General features: G+C 67.1%; 25 protein-coding genes. 14 read left to right on the top strand and 11 right to left on the bottom strand.

From position 1 onward, the window contains the following. The first annotated feature begins 6 nt into the window (after positions 1-6). Positions 7-744: an endonuclease/exonuclease/phosphatase family protein gene (locus HF680_RS13530; protein WP_185225430.1), complete on the top strand. Its 738-nt coding sequence runs from the start codon at positions 7-9 to the stop codon at positions 742-744. On the opposite strand, the gene HF680_RS13535 is transcribed toward HF680_RS13530, so the two are convergent. Then, positions 729-2207 carry a phospholipase D-like domain-containing protein gene (locus HF680_RS13535; RefSeq protein WP_052689560.1) on the bottom strand — a complete coding sequence of 493 codons (1479 nt, stop codon included), beginning with the start codon at positions 2205-2207 and terminating at the stop codon, positions 729-731. The two genes, HF680_RS13530 and HF680_RS13535, sit on opposite strands and share 16 nt — an antisense overlap. Before the next feature lie 157 nt (positions 2208-2364). On the opposite strand from HF680_RS13535, the gene HF680_RS13540 reads away from it, so the two are divergent. From HF680_RS13540 to pip, 5 genes are all read left to right on the top strand, one after another. Beyond that, positions 2365-2547, top strand: coding sequence for a hypothetical protein (locus HF680_RS13540; RefSeq protein ID WP_039247996.1), 183 nt, complete (start codon positions 2365-2367; stop codon positions 2545-2547). 139 nt (positions 2548-2686) lie between these two features. Beyond that, positions 2687-5269: a tipN gene (locus tag HF680_RS13545; RefSeq protein WP_185225431.1), complete on the top strand. Its 2583-nt coding sequence runs from the start codon at positions 2687-2689 to the stop codon at positions 5267-5269. Positions 5270-5341: 72 nt separating this feature from the next. Next, a complete protein-coding gene (locus HF680_RS13550) occupies positions 5342-5947 on the top strand; it encodes a C15 family peptidase (RefSeq protein WP_082064464.1) in 606 nt (201 codons plus the stop codon). A gap of 48 nt (positions 5948-5995) precedes the next feature. Further along, positions 5996-6358 (top strand): DUF423 domain-containing protein, encoded by a 363-nt coding sequence (locus HF680_RS13555; protein ID WP_045811264.1) that lies wholly within the window; start codon positions 5996-5998, stop codon positions 6356-6358. Positions 6359-6384: 26 nt separating this feature from the next. Continuing rightward, entirely contained in the window at positions 6385-7365 is a 981-nt protein-coding gene (pip, locus tag HF680_RS13560; protein ID WP_045811265.1) for a prolyl aminopeptidase, read from the top strand. Between the two features lie 47 nt (positions 7366-7412). Here pip and HF680_RS13565 read toward each other — a convergent pair whose 3' ends face one another. Next, on the bottom strand, positions 7413-7811 hold the full coding sequence (locus HF680_RS13565) for a DoxX family protein (protein WP_045811266.1): 399 nt from the start codon (positions 7809-7811) through the stop codon (positions 7413-7415). Positions 7812-7883: 72 nt separating this feature from the next. Continuing rightward, the gene (locus HF680_RS13570; RefSeq protein ID WP_045811267.1) at positions 7884-8597 is read right to left on the bottom strand and encodes a pirin family protein; all 714 of its coding nucleotides are present in this window, start codon (positions 8595-8597) and stop codon (positions 7884-7886) included. A 120-nt stretch (positions 8598-8717) separates the two neighbouring features. On the opposite strand from HF680_RS13570, the gene HF680_RS13575 reads away from it, so the two are divergent. Further along, the gene (locus HF680_RS13575) at positions 8718-9644 is read left to right on the top strand and encodes a LysR family transcriptional regulator (RefSeq protein ID WP_185225432.1); all 927 of its coding nucleotides are present in this window, start codon (positions 8718-8720) and stop codon (positions 9642-9644) included. Positions 9645-9647: 3 nt separating this feature from the next. Here the strand turns inward: HF680_RS13575 and HF680_RS13580 are convergent, their stop codons facing one another. Genes HF680_RS13580 through HF680_RS13595 form a run of 4 tightly spaced genes read right to left on the bottom strand, consistent with a single transcriptional unit; the run spans position 9648 to position 12235 of the window. Further along, on the bottom strand, positions 9648-9944 hold the full coding sequence (locus HF680_RS13580; RefSeq protein ID WP_185225433.1) for a hemolysin: 297 nt from the start codon (positions 9942-9944) through the stop codon (positions 9648-9650). A gap of 21 nt (positions 9945-9965) precedes the next feature. Continuing rightward, a complete protein-coding gene (locus HF680_RS16070; protein WP_174085785.1) occupies positions 9966-10322 on the bottom strand; it encodes a hypothetical protein in 357 nt (118 codons plus the stop codon). After that, positions 10280-10738, bottom strand: coding sequence for a DNA polymerase III subunit chi (locus HF680_RS13590; protein WP_055755192.1), 459 nt, complete (start codon positions 10736-10738; stop codon positions 10280-10282). The genes HF680_RS16070 and HF680_RS13590 overlap by 43 nt, the downstream gene beginning before the upstream one ends. Before the next feature lie 21 nt (positions 10739-10759). Beyond that, complete coding sequence (locus HF680_RS13595; protein ID WP_185225434.1) at positions 10760-12235, bottom strand: leucyl aminopeptidase; 1476 nt, start codon at positions 12233-12235, stop codon at positions 10760-10762. 143 nt (positions 12236-12378) lie between these two features. Here HF680_RS13595 and HF680_RS13600 point away from each other — a divergent pair, with 143 nt between their 5' ends. From HF680_RS13600 to HF680_RS13630, 7 genes are all read left to right on the top strand, one after another. Then, positions 12379-13515, top strand: a complete 1137-nt coding sequence (locus HF680_RS13600) for an LptF/LptG family permease (protein WP_066551675.1) — start codon at positions 12379-12381, stop codon at positions 13513-13515. After that, the gene (gene lptG / locus HF680_RS13605) at positions 13512-14651 is read left to right on the top strand and encodes an LPS export ABC transporter permease LptG (protein WP_185225435.1); all 1140 of its coding nucleotides are present in this window, start codon (positions 13512-13514) and stop codon (positions 14649-14651) included. Before HF680_RS13600 ends, lptG begins: the two co-directional genes overlap by 4 nt. A 33-nt stretch (positions 14652-14684) precedes the next feature. Continuing rightward, positions 14685-17123, top strand: a complete 2439-nt coding sequence (locus HF680_RS13610; RefSeq protein WP_185225436.1) for an LPS-assembly protein LptD — start codon at positions 14685-14687, stop codon at positions 17121-17123. A gap of 72 nt (positions 17124-17195) precedes the next feature. Continuing rightward, positions 17196-18563, top strand: coding sequence for a peptidylprolyl isomerase (locus HF680_RS13615; RefSeq protein WP_235968990.1), 1368 nt, complete (start codon positions 17196-17198; stop codon positions 18561-18563). After that, positions 18560-19564, top strand: coding sequence for a 4-hydroxythreonine-4-phosphate dehydrogenase PdxA (gene pdxA, locus HF680_RS13620; protein WP_185225437.1), 1005 nt, complete (start codon positions 18560-18562; stop codon positions 19562-19564). Before HF680_RS13615 ends, pdxA begins: the two co-directional genes overlap by 4 nt. Before the next feature lie 8 nt (positions 19565-19572). Next, the gene (gene rsmA / locus HF680_RS13625; protein ID WP_185225438.1) at positions 19573-20382 is read left to right on the top strand and encodes a 16S rRNA (adenine(1518)-N(6)/adenine(1519)-N(6))-dimethyltransferase RsmA; all 810 of its coding nucleotides are present in this window, start codon (positions 19573-19575) and stop codon (positions 20380-20382) included. Next, positions 20379-21503 (top strand): pyridoxal phosphate-dependent aminotransferase, encoded by a 1125-nt coding sequence (locus tag HF680_RS13630; RefSeq protein WP_185225439.1) that lies wholly within the window; start codon positions 20379-20381, stop codon positions 21501-21503. The genes rsmA and HF680_RS13630 overlap by 4 nt, the downstream gene beginning before the upstream one ends. Here the strand turns inward: HF680_RS13630 and HF680_RS13635 are convergent. The 4 genes from HF680_RS13635 to mltG all read right to left on the bottom strand — a co-directional run bounded on the left by HF680_RS13635 (position 21500) and on the right by mltG (position 26119). Then, on the bottom strand, positions 21500-23131 hold the full coding sequence (locus HF680_RS13635; protein WP_235968991.1) for an ATP-binding protein: 1632 nt from the start codon (positions 23129-23131) through the stop codon (positions 21500-21502). The genes HF680_RS13630 and HF680_RS13635 overlap by 4 nt on opposite strands. A 315-nt stretch (positions 23132-23446) precedes the next feature. Then, positions 23447-24088 carry a guanylate kinase gene (gene gmk / locus HF680_RS13640; RefSeq protein WP_039247959.1) on the bottom strand — a complete coding sequence of 214 codons (642 nt, stop codon included), beginning with the start codon at positions 24086-24088 and terminating at the stop codon, positions 23447-23449. Beyond that, positions 24078-24962 carry a YicC/YloC family endoribonuclease gene (locus tag HF680_RS13645; RefSeq protein WP_185225441.1) on the bottom strand — a complete coding sequence of 295 codons (885 nt, stop codon included), beginning with the start codon at positions 24960-24962 and terminating at the stop codon, positions 24078-24080. The genes gmk and HF680_RS13645 overlap by 11 nt, the downstream gene beginning before the upstream one ends. Then, on the bottom strand, positions 24959-26119 hold the full coding sequence (gene mltG / locus HF680_RS13650; RefSeq protein ID WP_185225442.1) for an endolytic transglycosylase MltG: 1161 nt from the start codon (positions 26117-26119) through the stop codon (positions 24959-24961). The genes HF680_RS13645 and mltG overlap by 4 nt, the downstream gene beginning before the upstream one ends.

Below are 26119 nucleotides of genomic sequence, written 5' to 3' on the forward strand. Positions count from 1 at the left end.
CAGCTCATGCCTCGCCTTCTCACCTACAATGTCCACCGCTGCGTCGGCACGGATCGCCGTCTGGATGTCGGCCGGATCGTCGCCGTCATCGCCGAATTCGAGCCGGACATCGTCTGCCTGCAGGAACTGGATGTCGGCCGCGCGCGCACAGGCGGGGTCGATCAGGCCGAGGCGATCGCCGACTGTCTGGCCATGACCTCACGCTTTCACCCGGCGATGCGGGTCGAGGCCGAACAGTACGGCGACGCCATCCTGACCCCGCACCCCGAACGGCTGATCCGTGCCGGCGCCCTGCCGACCGTGAGCGGCATTCCGGGCCTGGAACCGCGCGGGGCGATCTGGTCGGAAATCGAGATCGACGGCACGGGCGTGAACGTCATGAACACCCACCTGGGTCTGGTCCCACGCGAACAGCGGCTTCAGGCCGCCGCTCTGGCCGGGTCCGGCTGGGTCGGCGCATGCGAGGGACCGATCCTGTTGGCCGGCGATTTCAACGCCACCTCCATCACTCGCCCCTATCAGACCCTGTGCCGCAGCCTACAGGACTGCCAGCGTCAGTTGGGCCAGAAGCCCAGCGTGAAGACCTTCCCGTCCGCCTTCCCCGCTATCCGCATCGACCACTGTTTCGTCAGCCCGCATATCCGCATCCGCGCAGTGCAATCCGCCTTCTCGCCCCTGGCGCGCGTGGCCTCGGACCACCTGCCGCTGATCGTCGATTTCGAGGTCGTTCAACCCGGCGCGTGACCGCCCTCGGACGCGGGGCGGGTGCGCTGCGAACGGTTCAGACGCTTCCACGGGCGCCAGGCGTCGCTGGACGACGTGGGGTCGCCCAACTGCCATTCCGCAAACATCCGCTGGATACGCGTCGGGGGCTCTGAACCCAACGGCTTCAGTCGATCGGTTTCGAAGTTGCAGATCGCCTGTCCCATTGAGCCGAAGACGCCCTCGACCGCGGCATAGTCCTCCGTCGCGACGCCCAGCCAATGGGCGATCGTCCGGTGACGGTACGCCGTAATGAAGGCCCGACCCGCCGCATCGACAGGCTCGGCGGCGATGTCGCATTCGGTATCCAAGCCCATCGACCGGTTGTTCAGATTGGTGGACCCGATCCTGAGCAACCGATCATCAATGATGGTCACCTTGGCGTGGACGATGATCCGGTCGCCGTCGGCGGTCAGCGGGGCGAAGGCGAAGAAGCGGTTGTATTTGTCCGCCTGCTCCAGCCGATGAAGCACCTCGGCCCGGGCCGTGTCCATGGTCATGCTGTCGAACCAGCTCGGGCTCTTGGCGGTCGAGATGACGATGACCTGCGGCCCCTCCACCTCGGCTAGTCGTTCGGCCAGCGCGGCGGCGATGACCGGCGAGGTGAAATACTGGTTTTCGATATAGATCAGCCGCTTGGCGCGCCGGATGGATTCCAGGTGCAAGGCCTCGCTCTCGCGCACCTCGTGACGCCCCGACCATTTCGGCTCTGTGCGGGCGATGCCGACGGGCACGTCGGTCATCTGCACCGGCACGCCGTCGGGCCAGGGATCGTCCTCGACCTCATCAGGGATAGTGCGCTCCCACGTCGCCTTGAACCAGCGTTCGCGCGCCAGATCGCCCAGGGCTCGCGCCGCAGGGCCGTCCATCACGCTCATCACCTCGTGACGCGCCTTGCAGATCAGGCCGCTAGGCAGGGCGCGGCGCGGGTCGCCGTCCAGATGTTCGTCGGAATCCCAGCGATCGGTCGAGATGTCGCCACCGCCGCAGAAGGCCACCTTGTCGTCGATGACCACCACCTTCTGGTGATGACAGGCGCCGATAGGACCGGGGGAATCGAGCCGGAACTCCACCATCCGCTTACGGAACCAGCGCTGCGCCTTGTGCGGATAGAAGCCCTGCGACGCGGCGATCAGCAGCGGCGATTTCCAGATGAGCAGTCGCACATCCAGGTCCGGCTTTTTCTTGACCAGCATCCGCAGCTGGCGACCGATTTCCGCCGACTTGTCGCCGGGCCGCGTTTCCGGATCCAGATGGGTGCGTGGATCGAACTGCCATCCCAGCAGCACGATGGAGCGTTGGGCCTTGTGAATCGCGGACGACAGGGCGTCGAAATAGGCCTCGTTTTCCATCAACACCGAAAAGCGGTGCGCGACGGCGGACGTCCACAGGGCTGGCCCCTGCTCCAGCAGACTGCCTTCGTAACTGTCGCCGGCTAAAGTCATGCGACCTATCTGTCTGATTCGCGTGACATGGTGTCGAAGCGCCTGCATCCTCCGTTCCACGCGCGTGTCCTTCGGTCAATCTTTCAGGGCGGGATTGTGACGTTCGCCGATTTGGCGCATAAGGAGCGTAGCCATACAGGCTGCGAGGGAGGGTAGAATGCAGGCGCTTGTCGAACTGATCGCTGGCTTCATCGCCCTGCTGGCCGCCGCCGTCCTGACGCAGTTCGGCGTCGACACCCACAACCCCAACCACGGCGACCGCGAAGTGCGCCGTGTGGTGGAGTGCCGTGACACCGGCTCCAACGCCACGCTGCTGTCCGAATCCAAGCGCGACTGCTGAACGCTGCGGCGCTTTGCGCGCTGCATGACGCGGTTCATCGACAGGTTGCGGACTTGAGTCGGTTTCGTCCGCATCGATCATGCTCTAGGGTTTCCTCGGCGCTGTCGGACGCCCGCGTAGAGATCGAGTTTTTGAGCTTATGAAGTCTCCCAAACGGCCGCCGCTGAAGCTGACCGACGACGAGGCCGCCGCGCCGGTCGATCTTTCGGCCTCCGATGAAATGTCGGTCCAGGAGGCGACACCGTCGCTCGATCCGATTCCCGAGCCTGACTTCGAGATCGTGCAGCCGACGTTCGAGCCGCCGATGTCGGAGCGCCGCCGCCGTCGCCTGCTGGAAGAGCAGCGGCAGGCCGAAGAACGCGCCCTTGCCGCCGAAAGGGGCGCCGCCCCTGTCAATGCGGAAGCGACGACAAAGACGCCTGTCGATATGGCGGTCACCGCCGGTCAGCCGCCCGCGCCGTTCGAGCTGTCCAAACCGCCGGCTGTGAAAACTGTTCAAGCCAAGGCCCAGGGCGAGCCGTCCGGCCGACACGCCTATGTGATCGCAGGCGTCGCCTCCGCCCTGTGGATCGGCGGTGTCGCCTCCTGGGCCGCTTACGAGTTCGGCGCCGGCGGGGCCGAACTGGACCCGCTCCGGATCGCCATCTACGCCCTGATCGCCCTGGCCCCTGCGGGTTTGGCCATCATGTTGGCCCATGCCGTCCGACAGGGCGCCGGTCTGGCCGCGGAGACGCGTCGCGCCCGGCAACTGGCCGAGGCCCTGGTGGCCCCGACCGCCCTGGCCGCCCAGCAAACCGGCGAGGTGCTTCAGACGCTGCGTTCCGACATCGATCACGCCACCCTGGCGGCGGAACGCGCACGCAACGACATGGCCCTGCTCCGAGAGGCGTTGGCCCAGGAGACAGCGCGCCTGAACGAGGCGGCCGAGAACGCCGGCCGCACCGCACGACGTCTCACCGAAAATCTGGGCCGCGAGCGTGACCAGATGCAGACCCTGGGCATCCACCTGGATACCCAGGCGTCGGGCGTCATCGACGCGGTCGAGCGTCAGTCGCGCATGGTCGCGGACGCCTCCGATCTGGCTCAGGCGCAACTCCGTGAAGCCGAGGCCGCCCTTGCTGCGCGCGCCGCCGACCTCGCCGCCGCCGCAGGCGAAGCCCAAGACGCCGCCCGCGTGGCCTCCGACGATCTGGCGCGCCAGACCATTCGACTGGAGAACGCCGGTTCGGGCGTCGCCGAGCAGATCCAGTCCGTCGAGGAAGGCCTCAGTCAGCAGCGCGCCGCCTTGGTCACCGCCGCCTACGCCCTGCGCACGGATCAGGAGGACTTCTCCGCCCAGGTCGAAAGCCAGCGCGCCCAGCTGATCGAACACCTGTCCGCCACGCGCAGCGCCGCGGGCGATCTGGATCGCACCACCCAGACCTCGGTCGAGTCCATGCGCGATCTGGTCGAGGCCGCCACCGACCAGTTCCGCGCTCTCGTCGACATGTCGCAACGCGAGGCCGACGGCTTCGATTCCGCCACCAAGCTCGCCCTGGATCGCTTCGAAGCGCTGGCCGCCGAGGCGCGCGACGCTCTGATGGAAGAGACGCGCCGCGCCCTGGAACAGATGCGCGCCACAGCCGAAGATTCCCGCGCCGCCGCAGCCGACGCCGCAGAACAGGCCCGTCTCCGCACCGACCGACTGGGTGAATCCCTGTTCGAAGCCGCCCAAAAGGCCGACACGGCCGCCGACGCTCGCATCGCCGACGCCCGCCGCATCGTCACCGAAACATCCGGCCTGGTCGAAGAGACCGGCGAGCGGATGGTCAGCCGGCTGGAAACCCTGGTCGCTCGTCTCAACAGCGCCTTGTCGGAAATCGACACCGCCGTCGCCGACATCGACGAACGCGCCGCGCGCCTGCCTCAGGAAGCCCGCGCCCGCGCCGACGCCGTGCGCGCCACGGTCGAGGAAGGCCTGGCCTCCCTTTCGGCCGCGTCGCGCAAGGCGGCCGAGGACACCGAGGCGTTGGATGTCGGCTTCCAGGATCGCGTGCGCCGGAACTACGACATGCTGACCGAGGCCGTGCGTCTGATGGGCGTGGTGTCGGGCGATACGACCCCGGTGCGGCGTCGCGAGCCGGCCGCAGAGATCGAAGCCCGGCCCGAACCTCGTCCCGAGCGCTGGATCGATCGCCCCACGCCCCCCGCCTCGCCGCCTGCCGAAGAGCGCCGGTTCGGTCTGCGCAGCCGCCTGCGCCTCGAGCCCGCAGAGACGCCGCCGCCGTCCACGGACAAGGGCCTGGACTGGAGCGATCTGATCGACGGCGACGACGACAACGAGGCCCCGCTGGAGCTGGACACGCCCTCCCCTTCGCCTGCCGAGGCCGAAGCCCTGTCCGACCGGGTCGCCGCCGCCATCCGGCGCATGGGGGTCGATCCCAACGCCCTCCTGCCCCGCTCGCGAGTCGAAGAAGCCGCCCGCGCCTTCAGCAACGGCGACCCCGACGCCGCGCGTCAGATCGTGCGTCGCGTCGCCCCGGCCGCCGTCCGCAGCGTGTCTCGCCGTGTCCTCAGCGACGCTGAACTGCGGGCTGACGCCGAACGCTATGTCCGCAACTTCGCGGTCATGCTGAACGCTTCGGCTCGCGCCGGAGACAGCGCGGCGGTGCAGTCCAGCCTGGCGTCCGACAGCGGTCGCGCCTTCATGTTGCTGGATGCGGCGGTCGGCGACCTGGGCTAAGACTTTTGCAGACTTGACGGCGTCGGGAAGTTACAGCCACTTGCACGTCACCGAACTGTCATGGATGGGGCTATGACTGGCACGATGAACGAAATCGACAGTCGGACGAGCGGCGATCGCCGCCCTGGCATCATCATATGCGCCTATGACGGCGACGATGACGGGTGGGATCTGGTCGAGGATCTGTCGGGCGAAATCTGGAGTCCCAGCGGGGCCCGCGCCGTGCCCATCGCCGCCGCCGATCCCGACGAACTCGCCTCCACCCTGGCCGCCCGTCTCGGGAGCGGAGAGTGCCGGGCTGTCCTCCTGGTCGGACGCACGCAAAAGGGCGCTGGCTTCCGGGTCCAGATGCGCGCCGAGAACCGCACTCTCGACTACAAGCACCGCCTGTCCAGCACCGGGCCGGGCGTGGCCCGCACCACGGCGCCCGTCGCCGACATGGTTCGCGCCCTGACCGCCGCCGGGCTGCAGGCCGACGCCTCGTCCGACATCGAGGAAGACGCCGGCTCCTATATTCTCTACCGCGTGCTCTCGGATTTGCCGGACGGCCCTCTGACGCCGTCGATCGGCCTGCTGCGCGCGCCCGCCCCAGCCAATGAGGCGGCCGTGCGAAAGGGCGTCAAGGCCGCCGCCTCGGCAATGGCCAGCCACCTGACGCCGCTGCCGCGTGTCGGTTAACCTTCCTGGGTCGCAGACATCGTCGAACTGGCGGTCTAGGGTTTTGAAATGACAGTGAGTCGCAACCTGATCGTATTCGCCGCCCTGAATGGCGCCCTGGCCGTGGCGCTGGGCGCCTTCGCCGCGCATGGCGCCGGGCCGCAGATCAAGACCCTGCTGACCACCGGCGCCCAGTATCAGATCGTCCACGCCGTCTTCGCCTTCGCCTGCGCCCGATGGACAGGGGGCGGCGGGCTAGCGCGCCTTGCGGGCTGGCTCGGATCGATCGGCGGCCTGATCTTCTGCCTCGCCCTGGCGGCGATCGCGTTTCTCGGCGTGCCGGCGTTCGGCGCCGTGGCCCCGATCGGCGGCCTACTGATGATCGCCGGCTGGCTCTGCCTGGCCTTTGCGGCCTTGCGCTCTCGCCCCTGATTTCCTCGTAGAAAGACCCAGCATCCATGGCCTTCCCCACGCCCGCCGAGCCGCGTCGTGTGCTCCACCCCGAGATCGAGGCCTACGCCTCGGGTTGGATGCCGACCGAAGGCGTGCATGAAATCTATTACGAGGAATCCGGCAATCCGCACGGCCTGCCGGTCCTGGTTCTACACGGGGGACCAGGCGGCGCGGTCAATCCGGGCATGCGCCGCTTCTTCGACCCGGCCGTCTATCGCATCATCATGTTCGACCAGCGCGGCTGTGGTCAGTCGCGGCCCCACGCCTCGCTGGAAAACAACACGACCTGGACCCTGATCGACGATATCGAGCGTCTGCGCGTCCTGTGCGGCGTCGACAAATGGGTGGTGTTCGGCGGGTCCTGGGGTTCGACCCTGTCGATGGCCTACGCCATCACCCATCCGGATCGGGTTCTGGCCCTGCTGCTGCGCGGCATCTTCCTGCTGACGAAGAAGGAGTTGCACTGGTTCTATCAGGACGGCGCCTCGATGATCTTCCCCGACGCCTGGGAGCGGTTCGTGGCCCCCATCCCCGAGGCCGAGCGCGGCGACCTGATGGCCGCCTATTACAAGCGGCTGATCGGCGATGATGTCGCCGAGCGCGAGCTCTGCGCCGTCGCTTGGTCCAGCTGGGAGGGCGAAACCGTCAGCGTCGAGGGCCCCAACGCCCGGCCGGACAAGTTCGCCGAGCCCGACTTCGCCGTCGCCTTCGCCCGGATCGAAAACTGGTTCTTCACCAACGCCGGCTTTTTCGAGGAGGACGGCTGGCTGCTGAAGAATGTTGACCGGATGCGGCATATCCCTTGCTGGATCGCGCAGGGCCGGTTCGATGTGGTGACGCCGATTTCAGGCGCCTGGGCGTTGCACCGCGCCTGGCCCGAGGCCCATCTGGACATCGTCGGCGACGCCGGCCACGCCTCGTCGGAACCCGGCATCGTCGATAGCCTGGTCCGCGCCGCCGACTGGGCCGCAAGCCTTCGGGCATGAAAAAACCGCCGCGCAGGACAGCGCGGCGGCCTTTCCATTTCCACAGATCAGAACCGCTTTGCGGTTCGATTGTCCATGCTCCACGCGCCCGGACCGGCGGTGAAGATGTACAGGAAGATGAAGCAGTACAGGATGGCCGCGTCGCCGCCGTTCACCGCCGGATACGGGCTGCTGGGGGAGTGGAACATCCAGTAGGCGACCGCCATCTGGCCCGAGGCGATGAAGGCGGCCGGACGCGTGAACAGGCCAAGAATCAGCAACAAGCCCGTGATCAGCTCGATCACCCCGCCGATGCCGAACAGCGACAGCAACTCCTGCTGACCGGGTTCGGCCCCGGCCGGAAAGCCGAAGACCTTGATGACGCCATGCGCCAGGAACAACAGACCGGCGACGATCCTGAGCGCCGCCAGGGCGCGGGAAGACCAGCCATTCGCTTGATTGAACATTCTCTTTCCTCGCCTTTTTGATGCGGTTGTTCACGGTCGGATCGGGTCCGACCGTGAAGCTTGTTCCGAAAATCAGGCGGCGTCCACCAGCACGACCTCGGCGTCCGACAGCGCCTTGACCGTCACGACATCCTCCTGAGCAATGGCCGCGCCGTCACGGGCGTTCAGTCGGACGCCATTGACCTCGACCTCGCCCTTCGCCGGGACCAGATAGGCCCGCCGCGCGCCGCCTAACGGATAGTCGGCGCTGTCGCCTGCCTTCAGCGTCGCCGCCACGATCCGCGCATCGGTGCGAATCGGCAGGGCGTCCCCACCGCTTTCAAGCGTATCGCCCTCAAAGCCCGACGCCAGGACCACGAACTGACCTGACCGCTCGCCCTTGGGGAAGGGCTTGGTGCCCCAACTCGGCGCGTCGCCGCGACGGGTCGGCTCGATCCAGATCTGGAAGATCCGCGTCAGGTCCGGCTCGGCGTTGTATTCGGCGTGCCGGATGCCGGTTCCGGCGCTCATCACCTGGACATCGCCCGCGACGGTGCGGCCCTTGTTGCCCAGACTGTCCTCATGGGTGATGGCCCCGTCGCGGACATAGGTGATGATCTCCATGTCGGCGTGCGGATGCGGCGGGAAACCGGTGCCGGCGGCGATCTCGTCGTCGTTCCAGACCCGCAGATTGCCCCAGCTCATCCGCTTGGGATCATAGTAGTTGGCGAAGGAGAAATGGTGTTTGGCGTTCAGCCAGCCGTGGTTGGCGCCGCCGAGGGATTCAAATGGTCTGCGCTCGATCATCGCACTCGTCCTTTCGCGTCGGAACCGTCCGACGCCTTTGCTTGACGGCAAGATAGAGATCGGCGACCGATCAGAAATAGAAACAACCGAAACTCATCGTTTCAGGACGCAACGCCGCCCATGTCCCGCCTGCCCGATCTGGAAGCCCTGGCCATCTTCGCCAAGGTCGCCGACAGCCAGTCCTTCTCCGGCGCGGCCGAGACGCTGGGCCTGTCCAAAGCGACCGTGTCCAAGGCGGTCACGCGTCTGGAACAACAGCTGAAGACCACACTGCTCCACCGCACGTCGCGGCGCTTCGCCCTTATCGATGCAGGCCGAACCCTGGCCGCCCGCGCCGCCCACATGCTGGCCGAGGCCGAGGGCGCGGTGTCGGAGGCGTTGGATATGTCCGTTACGCCGCGCGGCCTGGTGCGACTGGCGGCGCCCATGTCGTTCGGCATGGCCTATGTGGCCCCGGCCCTGCCCGAGTTCCTCGCCACGCACCCGGATGTGTCGGTCGATTTGCACCTGTCGGATGAGGTCATCGATCTGGTCGGCGGCGGCTTCGATTGCGCGCTGAGGATCGCCGCCCTGGCCGATTCCTCGCTGACGGCGCGCAAGCTGCGGCCTGTGGCCCGCGCCCTGGTGGCCTCGCCGTCCTATCTGGATCAGCGGGGTCGCCCCAACCATCCCGACGATCTGGCCCGTCACGCCTGCCTCGGCTACGCCTACATGCCCAGCCCCGACACATGGCGGTTCAGCAATGCGGCGGGTGAAGAAGTGGTCGTGCATCCGCGCGGGCCGCTGCGGGCCAACAACTCCGACGCCCTGACGGCGTCGTTGTGCGCGGGTCTGGGGCTCTTTCCCCAGCCGGACTTCATCTACTGGAAGGACGTCGCCGACGGCCATCTCGAGACGGTGATGACCGACTGGCGCCTGCCGCCCATCGCCCTGCATCTGGTGGCGCCCAGCGGCGGACCGCGCCCGGCCAGGGTCACGGCCTTCATGGACTATCTGGCGGAGAAGTTCAGCGGACCGCTGTGGCCGGGCGATACGGTGGGGCGCTAACCTTCAGCCGCACTTCACTTCGCGCACGATGTCGGTCGCCTCGTCATAGACGAAGTTCACCCGGTTCTCGCGATAGTCCATGGTCGCGGCGCAGGTGGTGCAAAGCACACGGAAGGTCTGGCCGGCGGGCGCGGTCGGGATGGCCGAACGGTTGCGGCCGACATAGCTCTGATAGTCCGAAACCTTGCACGCCTTGAAGGCGGTGTCCGATGCCGACGCAGGCTCGGCGGTCTGGACTGGCGCGCAGGCCGACACGGCCAATGCGCCGGCGGCCAACAGGGTGCTCACGATGATCTTCATGGTCGTCTCCTTGCATCGGGCTCAGCCGCAGCGGACCTGTTCGATGATGCCGGTCTGTTCGTTGTAGAAGATGTTCAGACGATAGGCGGAGAAGTCCTGCGTCACCGGGCAGGTGGTGCAGGTCACGCGCCGATTGACGACGTCCACCGGCACCGGGATTTCGGTCCGGGACTTGCCGACCAGATATTGCATCTCGCCGGCCTTGCAGACGTCCTCGGTCTGGGCGGTCGGCATTCGGCTGCCGACGGGCGGGTTGAGCTGAGCCTGCTCGACCGCACGCGGCGCGGGCGCCTCGGAAACCGGCGTCGAACAACCGGCCAGCAGAACCAGTCCGATCAGGCCGCCTTTTCCCAGCGCCCTTCGTCCGTTTGACGCCAATAGGCCAGGTTCGCGCCCTGCCCCTTCAGCGCCTTCCAACGTCCCCGCGCGTGTTGCAAAGCCGGCTCGTCGCGACCGTCGAAAATAATGAAGCATCGTTCGAACCCTTCCGTCCCGCCCAGTTCTGCGTCGTCGACTATGAACAGCGCCTGAGCGCCGTTCAGGTTCTCCCCTGTCTCGCTCAACAGCACAGGCTGGCGCTCGGCATGGGGCTGGTCGGCCCGGCCGTGCGGCAAAAAGCTGTCATCGCGAAACGTCCACAGCGTCTCGTCGACCTCGTCCAGCCGATGCGAATGCGACGATTTGATCATGGCCCGCCAACCCCGCTCGATCGTCTTTTCGAGCAGGGTTGGCAGCACCTGATCCAGCGATGAACGCTCCAAGTGATAGAACCAGATTTCGGGCTTGTCGCTCACCCGGCTCTACCTCCCAACCGATCAGCCTTCGTAGGAATCCGCGACCATCCGGTCCAGCGTCCGCACGGCGAAGCCGACGCCGCCTTCCGGCACGGTGGGGCTGGGGCTCTTGTTGGCCCAGGCCGTCGGCGCGATGTCCAGGTGCGCCCACGGCACGCCGTTGGTGAAGCGTTGCAGGAACAGGGCGGCGGTGATCGAGCCACCGGCGCGGCCGTTGCCGGTGTTCTTCACATCGGCGATCTTGGAATCGATGTGCTGCTCGTAGATGGCCGGGATCGGCATGCGCCAGAAGTTCTCGCCGACCTTCTTGGCCGCCGCCAGGATCGGATCGGCGACATCGTCAGAGTTCGAGAAGACGCCGGCGTAATCCAGGCCAAGGGCCACGATCATGGCGCCCGTCAGGGTGGCCAGGTCGATCATGAACTTCGGCTTGAAACGCTCTTGGGTGTACCAGAGGGCGTCGGCCAGAACGAGGCGACCTTCGGCGTCGGTGTTGATGACCTCCACCGTCTGACCCGACATGGACACGACCACATCGCCCGGACGCTGGGCGTTGCCGTCCGGCATGTTTTCGACCAGGCCCAGCACCCCGACGACGTTGACCTTGGCCTTGCGGCTGGCCAAGGCGATCATGGTGCCGGTCACGGCGGCCGCGCCGCCCATGTCCCACTTCATGTCTTCCATGCCTTCGGCCGGCTTGATCGAGATGCCGCCGGTGTCGAAGCAGACGCCTTTGCCGACGAAGGCCAGGGGCTGAGCGCCGGCTTCGCCGCCGTTCCACTTCATGATCGCCAGCTGGCTCTCGCGACGGCTGCCCTGGCCCACGCCCAACAGGGTGCGCATGCCCAGCTTCTCCATCTCGGCCTCGCCGAGGATTTCGACTTCAAGGCCCAGGCTCTCCAGCGCCTTCACCCGCTTGGCGAACTCGGCCGGATACAGGACGTTGGCGGGTTCGGACACCAGATCGCGCGCGAAGATCACGCCGTCGGCGACGGCCGACAGCGGCTCCAGCGCGGCTTCAGCGCCCCGCAGGTCGGTCGTGACCACGCGGATGGTGGTGATCGACGGAATCTTGTCGGCCTTTTGCGTCGTGCGATACTTGTCGAAGCGATAGGCGGCCAGACGCGCGGCGAAACCGACGCGGGCGGCCTGCTCAGGCGACAGGTCCGAAGCGTCGATCGTCAGCACCTCGGCGCCCGACAGCTTGACCGCCGCATAGGCGTTGCCGCCGAAGGCCTCGACCGCCAGGTCATCCAGCTTGTCCTTTGCGCCCGCGCCGACGAGCAGCACGGCGTCCGCCTCGACGCCCGCTGGCGCGGCGATGCTCAGGCTCTGTCCTGCCTTGCCCGTGAAACGACCCTTGCCCGCCGCCTTGGTCAGGGCGCCGTTGGCCTTGCCGTCCAGCGCGGTCCCGGCGGCGGTGAAGGTGCGATCTTCAAAAACCGGTACGGCCAGGATTTCGGCGGCGTCCACGGCGGCGACGAATTCGATCTTCATTCAATCAACTCCAGCCAGGCCCCACCCGGCGTCTGCAAACAGCAAAATGACAACGGCGCGTCTGCTTGTCGCGGACGCGCCCTGATGTGCTACTAGATGCGCCTCAATGTCGCCGCCTGCAACCGGGCGAAGTCCATCCGCCCATGACCCTGATTCAAAGATACCTTTTTCGCCAGATCCTGTTCCCTGTGATCGCCGCGTGCGCAGCGCTGGCGGGAATCGGGATTCTGAGCCAGAGCCTCGACCAACTCCAGGTCATCGTGGAGCGGGGCCAGAGCGTGTGGATCATGGTCAAGCTGACCCTGCTCGCCTTGCCGCAACTGCTGTCGGTGATTCTGCCGATTGGCCTTTTCGTCGGCGCCCTGATCGCCCTGACCCGTCTGCAACGCGAGCAGGAGCTGACGGCGGCCTTTGCGGGGGGCATGACCCGGTGGCAGGTCATATCGCCGGCCGCCCGCATCGCCGTGCTGGTCGCCCTGGTCACTCTGCTGGTCAATGTCTTCATTCTGCCTTGGGCGCAGCAGGAGGCGCGGCGTCAGGCGTTCGACATCCGCACCGACCTCGCCGCCCTGCTGGTCGAGGAAGGCCAGTTCGTTCAGGGGCCTGACGGCCTGACCGTCTATGTGCAGCAGATCGAGCAGAACGGTCTGTTGAAGAACCTGTTCGTCTATCTGGACGACAAGGACAAGGTCACGACCTGGAACGCGTCCGAGGCGCGCTTCAGCCGCGACGCCGGCGGCATTCCGATCCTGACCATGATCGACGGCTCGGCCCAGCGCTATTCGTCGGGCGGCGTGCTGGAGACGCTGTCGTTCGGGCGATACGATTTTTCTCTCGCACCCTTCGTCGGGGTGACCGACACCATTCGCTACAAGCCGACCGACCTCTATCTGCGGCAACTGCTGAACCCGACGGCCAAGGTGCTTGAGGTCGCAGGCTCGCGCGGCGAACTGCTGGCCGAGGCGCATTCGCGGCTGGCCTCGCCCCTCTACGCCATGGTCGCCATGGCGCTGGCGCTTTCGGCCATCCTGGGCGGCGCCTTCAGCCGCACCGGCTATACCTTGCGCATCGCCAAGGCGGCGGGCCTGTTCCTGGTCCTGCGCGTCATCGGCTACGGCCTCGTAGCCGCCAGCGCCTGGAACGGCTGGATGAACGTGCTCCAATACGTCGTGCCGATCGTGGCCATCGTCGTCGCCCTGCGGGTTCTGTTCCGCGCGCTGAAGCCGCGTCGCAGCCGGACCACCGCCGCCCTGCGCGATCTGAAGGCCAAGTTCGCATGACCGCCCTCGCCGCCTCCGCCCGTCGCTCGCCGCATATCCCCCGTCTCGGCGGCATCGAACGCTATGTGCTGGTCCAGCAGTTGAAGTCGCTGGGTGTAGCCCTGGCCGTGATTTCGGCCCTCGTCATGCTGATCGACTTCGTCGAGGTCTCGCGCGGCGTTGGCTCGGCCCAGGATTTGTCGGCCGTGCGCATTTTCGGCCTGGTGCTGCTGAAGTCGCCGTCGGTCATCGTGCAGTTGATGCCGTTCGTTTTCCTGTTCGGCACCCTGTCGGCCTTCATCAGCCTGAACCGACGCAGCGAACTGATCGCCATGCGCGCTGCCGGCGTCTCCGCCTGGCGTTTCGTCCTGCCGGCGGCCGGCATGGCCTTCGTCCTGGGCGTGCTCACCGTCACGGTCTTGGGTCCGATGGCCTCGGCCGGCGACGGTCTGTGGCAACGCGAGCGCGCACGGATTTCCGGTACGGCGCCCGGCGGCGACCCCAAGGAGGCGATCTGGCTGCGCGAGGGCGACGATCAGCGCCAGATGATCATCCGCGCCGGCCAGCAGGACCGCGCCAACGCGCGCCTGCTGAACGTCAGCTTCTTCATCTATACGACCGCGCCCGGCGGCGGTCGCACCTTCTCCGAGCGGATCGACGCCAAGTCGGCCTCTTTGAACGCCGGCAGCTGGCGCCTGACCGACGCCGTCGGCGCCCAGATCGGCCAGCGCGCCGTCACCTATTCCAGCCTGACCCTGGTCTCCAGCCTGGCCGACGACGAGGCCTTCGATCGTTTCGCCCGGCCGCAGGCCACGCCCTTCTGGTCGCTGCCCAACCAGATCAGCCGAATCGAGAACGCCGGCTTCACATCGACCGCCTATCGCCTGCGCTTCCAGCAACTTCTGGCCACGCCGCTGGTGTTCGCCGCCATGTCCATCCTAGCCGCCGCCTTCTCGCTGCGGCTAATGCGATTGGGCGACCTGGCGCGCATGAGCGTGGCGGCCGTGGTGCTGGGCTTCGCCTTCTTCTTCCTGAACCAGTTTTCGTCGGCGATGGGATCGGCCGAGGTCGTGGCGCCCTTCGTCGCCGCCTGGCTGCCGCCTGTTCTTACGGCGCTCGCAGCCTTGACCTTGCTGTTCTATACCGAAGACGGCTAATCGGGCGCTCGCTTCTCAGACTACGGATGGCCTATGCAGGGTGATCGGCGCTTCGACGCTTTCAAAGCAAGGCTTCTCGCCGGTGCGGCCCTGGTCGCCTGCGCGCCCTTGGCGACGCCTGCATGGGCGCAAACACCCCCTCCAGCCGCAGCCGCGCCTTCCGACGGCCTGCCGCCCGAAGCGGTCTATGTCGATGCCGACAATGCGCGTCGCGAAGGCGACAACATCATCGTCAGCGGCACGCCCGAGAACCGCGTCTATGTCCGCACGCGCGGCCATGTGCTGCGCGGCGAGAACCTATCGTATGATCTGAACGCCGGCTCGGCGACGGCCGAAGGCCGCGTCGAGGCCATCGCGCCCGACGGCACGGTGGTCTACGCCAGCCGTCTTGAGCTGGACGAAAACCTGGAGACCGGCGTCGCCGTGGATTTCGCCACGCGTCTGGCCAACGGCGCCAGTCTGATGGCCGCAACGGCTGTGCGTCGCAGCGAGAACGTCAGCGAACTGAACTACGCCCGCTTCACCCCCTGCCCGATATGCGACGATGGCGGTCCCAAGACGCCGACCATCTCGATCCAGGCGGAAAAGGTGACGCAGGACGAGCAGTTGCGCGCGATCCTGTATCGCAACGCCGTCTTCTACATCGGGCCGGTGCCCGTCTTCTACACGCCCTTCTTCGCCCACCCCGATCCCTCGGTCGAGCGCGCGTCGGGCTTTCTGGTGCCCATCGTCAACTATGACGAGGGTCGCGGCGTCTCCGTCGAGGTTCCCTATCTGCACGTCGTGTCGCCGTCCGAGGACTGGCTGATCAGCCCGCAGATCAACACCAGGGTCGCGCCGCTGCTGAATCTACAATGGCGTCGACGGTTCGCCAACGGCATGATCGTGGCGCGCGGCGGCTATACCTACGAGCGCGAGTTCGGCGACTTCGATCGGGACGGCGACGGCGACTTTGAAAGCAACGTCAAGTTCGGCGATCGCGAACACCGCAGCTATCTGTTGTCGCACGGCGAGTTCGATCCGGATGGCCCCTGGCGGTTCGGCTTCACGGCCGAGCGCACCTCGGACAAGACGCTGTTCGATCGCTACGATGTGCGCTCTCCGTATCAGGACAACGGCCTGTATTACGGCGACCGCCGTCGTCTGATCAGCCAGATCTACGCCGAACATCAGACCGATCGGTCCTATGTTTCGGTCGCGGCCTTCTCGATCCAGAGCCTGCGCCTAGATCCGGCCTTCGCCGCAACGGACTTCCGCGACGCCAACGGCTTTAAGGTGTTCGAGGACGACGACACCCTGCCTTTGGTCGCTCCGCTGATCGACGCCCGCTGGGAGCCGCGAGAACTGGTCTTCGGCGGCCGGCTGCGCTTGAAGGGCTCGGCCGTCTCTCTTTATCGCGACGCTTTCGTCGGCGCGCCGATCCTGAACCCGGAGATCGTTCCCCCCGTCACGACAGGTCTGGCCGGCGTCGACAGCCGCCGCATCACGGGTCAGATGGAATGGCGACGGGCGATCATCCTGCCGGTCGGCATGCGGGTGGAGCCGTTCGTCGATACGCGCGTCGATCTCTATTCCATGTCCGACCTGCCGCCGATGATGGGCGTCGATAGCGACGAGACGGTCAGTCGGTCCAGATTCAGCGCGGGCGTGGATGTCGCCTATCCGTTGATCAAGCGTATCGCAGACGCCGACATCATCCTGGAGCCGGTGGGTCAGGTCTCGGTCTCCAACAAGGTCAGCCTGGACCGCCGCATCCCCATCGAGGACTCCCAGGTTCTGGAACTGGACGAGTCGTCGCTGTTCCGCATGGATCGCTTCTCCGGCTACGATCTGCTGGAAGGCGGCGCGCGCGTGACGGCGGGCGGCCGGGCCACGATCCGCTGGGCTGAAGGTCGCAAGGCCAGCCTGTTCGTGGGACGCAGCTATCGTTTCGACCAGCAGGACGACTTCAAGACGTCGATTCCCGATGATCCTGCGCGTCTCTATGACCCCACGGGCCTGGCCTCAGAGACCTCCGACTGGGTGGTCCAGGGCGACTTCTCGCCGTCGGATCGCATTCGCAGCTGGTTCCACGCCACGGTCGACGGTTCGGGCGAGGTGCGCCGCGCCGAAGCGGCGCTGGACGGCCGCTGGGGTCGCCGCAACCTGGCGACCGTCAGCTACATTCTGGATCAGTCGAACCCCGTCGACGGGCCGCTGAACCGCAACTACGAGTTCGTCCAGTTGGCGGGTCAGCAGTTCGTCTTCCAGAACTGGGGCTTCACCGTCGCCGGCATCGCCGATCCGGACGAGAACGAGATCACGCGATCCGAAGTCGGCGTGCTGTTCGACGACGACTGCCTGCGGTTCGAACTGGGTTATCGGCGCGACAACACCCGCGCCCGGCCCGGCGGCCCGTCGGAAGGCATCTATGTGCGCCTAAACCTCGCCACTTTCGGAGGTTCAGGTTATGGACAGGGCGATATGCGTTGAGCATGACGCTTTACGGGGCGCGACCGCCTGCCGGCCTGGCTGGCGGACCGCTGTGAGGAATCAGGACGACCAATGGGTTTGATGCGTTATTCGACGGGGGCTGCGCTCGCGGCAGTCCTCCTCGCCGGTTCGGCCTATGCCCAGACGGCGCCCGCTCCGGCACAGACCCCCACGCCCCAGCCAGGTCCTGCGGCCGGCGCGCCGAATCCTGCGGCTGAAGAGGCGCCGACGACGGCGCGCGCCGAGCCTCAGTTCGAAATGGCCGACGGCATCGTCGCCACGGTCAATGACAAGATCATCACCGGCTTTGATCTGCGTCAGCGCATGCTGATGCTGATCGCCTCGTCTCAGGTTCAGCCGACCGAGCAGAACCTGCCCGCCATTCAGCAGGCCGCCCTGAACGCCCTGATCGAGGATCGCCTCAAGGATCAGGAGATGGCCAAGTTCGAGAGCCTGAAGGTCACGGACGAGGAAGTCGACGGCGAGATCGCCGAAATGGCCCGCGCCGCCGGCACGACGCCGCAGGCCTATATGCAGTTCCTGCAGCAGGGCGGCATCCAGCCCGCCGCCTTCCGCGACAACCTGCGCACCCAGATCGGCTGGAGCCAGCTGATCCCGGGCCGCTTCAACAGCCGCGCCCGCGCCAGCACCCTTCAGGTAGATCAGGAAGTCCGCCGTCTGAACGAGGCGGCCTCCAAGCCCCAGTTCCTGCTCGGCGAAATCTACATCGACGCCGCGCGCGTCGGCGGCGCGCAGGCGGCCCTGAACGGCGCCCGCCAGCTGGTTCAGCAGATCATTCAGGGCGCGCCGTTCCAGGCCGTCGCCCAGCAGTTCTCAGCCGCCCCTTCGGCCAGCGCCCGCGTGCCGGGCGATGCGGGCTGGGTGGTCAAGGATTCGCTTCAGCCGGCGGTGCAATCGGTGTTGGAACAGCTCCAGCCGGGACAACTGTCGAACCCCATCGTCGTCGATGGCGGCGTCTATATCCTCTACCTCCGCGACAAGCGTGACGGCGCCTCCACCAGCCTGGTTTCGCTGAAGCAGGTCATGGTCGAACTGCCCGAGACGGCGTCGGAAGCTGACGTGGCCGCTGCGACCGCCAAGCTGGAGGGTCTGCGCAACGGCCTGACGTGCGACAACATTATCTCCCAGGCGCGCGCGACTCAGGGCGTCCTGGGCGCAGATCTCGGCGAATCCGACGTCGCCAACCTGGCGCCCCAATTCCAGCAGTTCGCCCGCACCGGTGAAATCGGTTCGGTCTCGACGCCGATCCGCACCCCGCTGGGTCTACACTTGGTCGCCGTCTGCGGTCGTCGCGTCGGCGGGCCGGAAGCGCCGAACCGTCAGCAGGTCGAAAACCGTCTGCGCGCCCAGAACCTGGCCGTGCTGGAGCGCCGGTATCTGCGCGATCTGCGCAGCGACGCCCTGATCGAGTTCAAATGACCCCAGCGGTCGCGCCTTTGGTCCTGACGCTGGGCGAACCCGCCGGCGTCGGGCCGGAGATCGTGGCCGCCGCCTGGAAAGCGTTGCGCGCCGACCAGACGGCCTTCGCCGTCATCGGCGACGCGGCGCTGCTTCGCGCACAAGGCGTCGCCGTGGCCGAAGTCGGGACTCCCGGCGACGCCGGCGGCCTGTTCGGCTCAGCCCTTCCCGTCCTTCATCGCCCCCTGCCCGCACCGGTCCTGGTCGGGTCGCCCGATCCGGCCAATGCCTCACCCGTCGCGGACGGCATCGAAGAGGCGGTCAGCTTCGCCCTGTCGGGCGAGGCGTCCGGCGTCGTCACCGCCCCGATCGCCAAGGCGCCGATGTACGCCTCGGGCTTTCGCTTTCCCGGCCATACCGAGTTCATCGCCGAACTGACGGCCGATGCGCCCTATGCCGGCACGCGAGGGCCGGTGATGATGCTGACGGCCCAAGACCTGCGCGCCTGCCTCGTCACCATTCACGTCGCCCTGGATCAGGTGCCGGAACTGGTCACAGCCGAGCGCGTCGCCCGCACCGCCCGCGTCGTCCACGAAAGCCTGAAACGCGACTTCGCCATCGCCCGACCGCGTCTGGCCATGGCGGCCCTCAATCCCCATGCGGGCGAAGGCGGCGCTCTGGGTCTGCAGGAACGCGACATTCTGATTCCCGTCGCCGAACAGCTCCGCGCCGAGGGCATCGACATCACCGACCCCCGACCGGCCGACACCCTGTTCCACGACGAAGCCCGCGCGGCCTATGACGCCGCAATCTGCATGTATCACGACCAGGCTCTGATCCCGGTCAAGACCCTGGATTTCTGGGGCGGCGTCAATGTCTCCCTGGGCCTGCCCATCATTCGCACCTCGCCCGACCACGGCACAGGCTTCGACATCGCCGGCAAGGGCGTCGCGCGCGCAGACAGCCTGATCGCCGCCATTCGCCTGGCATCGGAGATGGCGGCGGCCCGCGCCGCGCGCTAACAGGGCGTGTGACCGACCTTCCCTCTCTCCGCGAAACCCTCGACGCCCACGGCCTTTCGGCCAAGAAGAGTTTCGGCCAGCATTTCCTGCTGGACCTGAACGTCACCCGCAAGATCGTGCGTCTGGCCGGTCCGTTCGACGGTCGCGGGGTGATCGAGGTCGGCCCCGGTCCAGGCGGCCTGACGCGCGCCCTGCTGGAATCCGACGCCGGCCCCGTGGTCCTGGTGGAAAAGGATCCGCGCTTCATCCCCCTGCTGACCGAACTGGACGACGGATCCGGCCGCCTGACCCTCGTCGAGGCCGATGCGCTGAAGGTGAAGGAGGCCGATCTGGTCTCCGGCCCGACCCATCTGGTGTCGAACCTGCCCTATAACGTCGGCACCGCCCTGCTGATCAAATGGCTGACTGGTCCGTGGCTGCCTCACAGCCTCACCCTGATGTTCCAGAAGGAAGTGGCCGAGCGCGTCGCCGCAGGGCCGGGCGAGGATGCCTACGGCCGTCTGGCGGTTATCGCCCAGGCCGTCTGCACCGCCCGCATCGTCATGCATCTGCCCGCCGCCGCCTTCACACCGCCGCCCAAGGTGGCTTCGGCCGTCGTCCATCTGGTTCCGCTGGATGAGCGGCCGTCGCCGGAACGCCTGAAGAAGCTGGAACGCGTCACCGCCGCCGCCTTTGGCCAGCGCCGCAAGATGCTGCGGTCCAGCCTGAAACAGCTGGGCGGCGCCGCCCTGTGCGAGGCCGCCGGCATCGAACCCGACGCCCGCGCCGAAACCATCGATGTCGCGGGCTTCCTGCGACTGGCGGACGCCCTTCCATGACCGTCGAACCCTTTCGCGCCATCTCCGTCAGCCGCCTGGCGCATCAGCTCAAGAGCGAAGGCCGCTCGATCATCCATATGGAGTCTGGCCAACCCTCGACCGGCGCGCCCGCCGCCGCGATCGCCCGCGCCCATCAGGTGCTGGACGCCGACGCCATGGGCTATTGGGAAAGTCCCGATCTGCGCGGCCGCATCGCGCGCCTGTACGACGAGAGGTACGGCGTCGCCGTCGATCCCAACCGCATCTTGCTGACCTGCGGCGCCTCCCCGGCCCTGGTCCTGGCGCTCAGCACCCTGTTCAAGCCCGGCGACCGGATCGCCCTGGCCCGGCCCGGCTATGTCGCCTATCGCAACACCCTGCGCGCCCTGCATCTTGAGCCGGTCGAAATCGCCTGCGGTCCCGACACCCGCTTCCAGCTCACCGCCGCCCAACTCCAGGCCTTGGACCCCGCCCCCGCCGGCGTCATCATCGCCAGCCCGGCCAATCCAACCGGCACCATCATCCCGGACGCCGAGCTGGCCGCCATCGCCGAGGTCTGCCGCGCGCGAAACATCGCCATCGTGTCGGACGAGATCTACCACGGCCTCAGCTACGTCGGCCCGACGCCCTCGATGCTCCAGTTTGCGCCCGACGCCGTGGTCATCAATAGCTTCTCCAAATACTGGAGCATGGCGGGCTGGCGCCTGGGCTGGCTGCTGGTCCCGGAGGACCGGATCGACGCCGCCCGCGCCTATATCGGCAATATGTTCCTGACGCCGCCCAGCCTCAGCCAGCATGCCGGTCTGGTCGCCATGGACGCGATCGATGAACTGGGGGGCCATATCCAGACCTACGCCCGCAACCGCCAGCTTATGCTGGAGGCCTTGCCCGCACTGGGTCTGCGCAAGATCGCGCCCCCTGACGGCGCCTTCTACATCTGGGCTGACATCGGCCATCTGACGAACGACAGCGTGGCCTTCTGCGAGCAGTTGTTGCGCGACACCGGCGTCGCCACCGCGCCCGGCGTCGACTTCGACCCTGTCGAAGGCCACCACTTCATCCGTTTCAGCTTCGCCGTCTCGACGCCGGAGATCGAAGACGCCTTGAGCCGCCTGCGCCCCTGGTTTGCAGCCTTGGCTTAGGCCGCCTTGGCCTGCGCCGCGGCCGATGTCGCCCGGTGCAAGGCGTCATAGAGCTTCTTCGGCTCCAACGGCTTGGCAAGCCAATCCGTCATGCCGGCCGCATAGCAGGCCTGCACCTGTTCGGATTCCGTGCCTGCGCTGAACCCGATCACAGGGGCGTCCGCATTGGGCCCGTCCGACGCGCGCAAGCGCCGTGTCGTCTCGTTGCCGTCGATGCCGGGCATATTCACATCCATCAGCACCACGTCGAACACCTTCTCCGACAGCAGCGCCAGCGCCAGATGGCCGTCCGAGGCCGTGGTCAGATCGACGTTCAAGGGTTGAAGCACGAGCGCGATGGTTCGGCGATTGATCTCGTGATCGTCCACGGCCAGCACGCGAAGACGCCGAGCCAGAACGGGCGCCGCCGCCTCGTGTCCGTCCAAGGCCTGCGTCGGCTGACCCGCCGGCAGATCGACACACAGGGTGAAGGCCGCCCCCTGTCCCGGCGTGCTCTCGACCGTCAGATCGCCACCCATCAACCGCGCCAGCTCCCGGCTGACGGTCAGGCCCAGGCCTGTCCCGCCATAGGTGCGCGCCACCTCGGCGGACCCCTGCGCGAAGGGGGTGAACAGCCGGCTCATCGCCTCGGGCGCAATGCCCGCGCCCTGGTCGATCACGGTCAGGGTCAGACAGTGCTTGCCGTCCCCGCCCGGCGCCGACGCCTCGAGACGGATCGCGCCCGACGGGGTGAACTTGATCGCGTTGGACACCAGGTTGTTGATGATCTGGCGCAGACGATAGGGGTCCCCGCGCAGCCACACCGCCTCGCTGCCCACGCCCGACATCTCCAGCGTCAGCCCCTTGTCGGCAGCCGGCGCCGCCCAGAACCGCACCGTATCGCGCATCAAATCACCCAGTTCGAAGTCGCGGCTTTCCATCGCCATGGCGCCGGCCTCCATCTTGGAGTGGTCCAGAAGGTCGTTGAGCATGCCGGTCATCAGTCGTCCGGCGTCGATGATCAGATCGGCCGTCTCTACGCGATGTTCCTTCAACTTGCCGTCACGAATCACATGGGCGCCGGCCAGGATGGCGCTGACGGGCGTGCGCAGTTCGTGGCTGACGATCGCCGCCATCGCCGCGCGATCAGCCATGGCCGCCTGCGCCTGCTCCAGCCGCGTTTCCGCCTCCGCCCGAGATTTCACCTCGGCTTCACGTGATCCGTGCACCCGCCAGTAGATGTTCAGCACCATGCCGACGAACAGAACGGCGGACAGGGTCATGACCACGACCCCACGCGTATCGCCCTGGATCACCTTGATCGCCGGCATAAGGGCCAGCGCCGCCAGATAGGGACTGCCGCCGATGAAGAAAATCGTTCGTGAAGCGATGCCGGATGCGACGTTGGTCAATAGACCGCCCGCCATCGTCAGGGCGGCGAGCGTGACAAGCGCTGGGTGATTGGTGGACCAGATCACCAAGGCGATGACGGCATAGGTCGTCGCCATCGCGGTGGTGGACGCCAAGGCGACGAACACGGACAGCGAGCTTTGTGACGGCTCGGCGCGTCTGAACGGCGCCATGGCCCACAGTTCGAATGCCTGAACCACAATCGCGACCGCCAGCCACAGCGGGACCCATCGCAGCATCCCGGCTTCGGTCATCGCCCAACCGACCAAGGCGGCCAGCAAAAGCCTGACGGGGACCTGCTTGACCCTCTCCCTGGCGCTGCTGGCCAAAAGAGGCGCGATCGAATGAAGAAAACCCATGATACCCCCGTTCACCGCCTGACGTTAGGTCAAGAGGGCGAACAGGTCGTAAACCTGCGATATCGAGCCGCTACGGAACATTCCCTATGGCCGCGTTTACCGTCCGAAATCTTCTGGGCGGCAAAACAGCGTCAGTAGCGTAGCGTTGAGTACCCCACAGCGCCGCAGGTCCCCACGGCCTGTGGCGCTGTTTTTTCAGACGGCTTCGTTCAGCAGGGCGGCCTTGTAGTCGCCGACCCACAGGTTCCTGAACCGGCGCGAACGCTCGGCGTGATAGATGTGGGCCAGTTCGGCATAGGACCGGTCGAAGTCCTCGTTCACCAGCACATAGTCGAAGGCGTCGCAGTGTTCGATCTCGCCCTTGGCATTGGCCACGCGGCGCTCGATCACGTCGTCGGCGTCCTGTGAGCGCGTGACGAGACGACGCCGCAGTTCTTCGAGGCTGGGCGGCAGGATGAAGACGCGTACGGCGTCCTCCGGGCATTTCTCGGCGACATCACGCGCGCCCTGCCAGTCGATGTCGAACAGCACGTCACGTCCCTCGGCCAGCGCCTTGTCCACCGGCCCGCGCGGGCTGCCGTAGCGATTGCCGTGGACGTCCGCCCATTCCAGGAAGGCGTCCTCGTCGATCAGGCGCTGAAACTCGTCATGGCCGACGAAGTTGTAGTCGCGCCCATGCACCTCACCCGGCCGGATGCCGCGCGTGGTCATGGAGACGGACAGCTCCAGCCCGCCATGATCGGCCATCAACCGGCGGCACAGCGAGGTCTTGCCGGCGCCCGAGGGACTGGCGACGATCAGGAGGACGCCCCGGCGGGGACTGCGTTCATTCGACATTCTGGACCTGCTCACGCAACTGTTCGATGACGGCCTTGAGCTCCAGGCCGATTCCGGTGAGCGCGGTCGTAGCGGATTTCGAGCACAGCGTGTTGGCCTCACGCATGAATTCTTGCATCAGAAAGTCGAGTTTCCGCCCGGCGGGCGCCGAGGCCACAAGCTGACGCGCCGAGGCGACATGGGCGGTCAGCCGATCCAGCTCCTCGCGCACATCGGCCTTGGTCGCCAGAGAGGCGGCTTCCAGGAAAATCCTGTCCTCAAGCCCCGGCGCATCGGGCGCCAGTTCGGAGATTCGGCGGGTGAAGCGATCACGAATGGCCTCGACCTGCGCGGTCGCCTCGCCTTCCGCCTGGGCGACCAGCGCCTCGATCCGAGCGATGAATTCGTCCAGCACCGGCGTCAGTTGCGCGCCCTCGTTCTGGCGTGACGCCTTCAGCGCATCCAGCGCCTCTTCGACCGTGCGGGTCATCGCCGCCTCCACCGCCGCCCGCGCCTCGGGATCGTCCGCCTCTTCGGGCGCCTCGATCACGCCGCGCAGGGCCAGAAGGCCGTCGGCGGACGGCGGCGTTGCGCCGTCTTCGGCCAGTTCGTTCGCCAGCGTCAGATAGCGCGCCAGCACGGCGGCGTTGATCGTGACCGCCGCCTCGCCGGCTTCGGCTCGCTTGGCCTGAACGCCGATGGTGACTTGGCCCCGCGCGAACCGCGCCTGGCCGGCCGCCTTGGCCGCGCGCTCCAGCCCGTCGAAACCGTTCGGCCCCCTAAACCGGACCTCCAGATTGCGCCCGTTGACCGAGCGCGCCTCGACCGACCAAGTCCAGCCTTCGCCGGCCCCGTCGGCCCGGCCGAAGCCGGTCATGCCAGAGAGGGTGCTCATCGGGGCCCCTGCGTCGCGCCGGCCGGAAGGGTGATCATCGCCTGACCGTTCTCGACCGATGCGGCGGCCGGCTCGCTCGTCATCGGCGCCGCACTGGTTCCCGGCGTGGCGGGCGGCGTCGCTTCCGGCGGCAAGCCCGCCTTCTGGCGCTCGATCTGACGCCACCGCGCGACGTTCTGCAGATGCTCGTCATAGGTCAGGGCGAAGGCGTGTCCGCCGGACCCATCGGCCACGAAGAACAGGGCCGGATCGCCCGGCGGATTCAACACCGCCTTGACCGCCTCCTTGCCCGGATTGGCGATCGGCGTCGGCGGCAGCCCATTGATCTGGTAGGTGTTCCACGGCGTCGGGGCCAGCAACTCCGAGCGCCGGATGCCCCGGCCCAGCGGCCGACCCTTGGTCACGCCGTAGACGATGGTCGGATCGCTCTCCAGCCGCATCCCCGCCCGCAGACGATTGGAGAACACCGCCGCCACGCGGGGCCGCTCCGCAGCCAGCGCCGTTTCCTTCTCCACGATGGAGGCCAGGATCACAGCCTCCTCAGGCGTGCGCGCCACGGTCGCGGGCGACCTCTGGCTCCACAGCAGACGCAGGTTCTCGGTCGCCGCACGCTGCATCCGATCGATCACCGACTGGCGGGTGTCGCCGCGCGAAACCTCATAGGTGTCGGGCCACAGGCTGCCTTCCTCGGGCGTTTCGACGACCGTCCCGGTCAGCACGGCCTCCTTGTTCAGGATGTCCACCGCCTGCAACGACGACCAACCCTCCGGCAGGGTCACGAAATGGCGCACCACCCGCCCCTCGACCAGCAGGTTCAGCACCCCGGCCAGCGACGTGCCGGACGGCACCTCGTACTCGCCGGCTCTCAGCCGCCGATCCGCGCCCGTCAAGGTGGCCGCCGCACGGAACAGGTCCGTCGAACGGATCACCCCCGCCGCCTTCATCCGCGCCGCGATGGCCGAGACACCGGACCCGCTGGGCAGGGTGACGACCGTCGTTTGGCCCTGCCGCGCGGACGGCCCCGGCGCATAATAGACCGCCCAGACGGCGATCAGCGCCACCAGCAGGAACAGGCCGAAGGTCGCAGACGCGGTCAGCAGCGAGACCGTAAAGCCCGACCGCCCGCTGGATTTCTCGACCCGCCCGCGCCCGAACAT

Origin of the sequence: Brevundimonas huaxiensis (genome assembly GCF_014218725.1) — a bacterium.
In the GTDB taxonomy this organism is placed as follows: domain Bacteria; phylum Pseudomonadota; class Alphaproteobacteria; order Caulobacterales; family Caulobacteraceae; genus Brevundimonas; species Brevundimonas huaxiensis.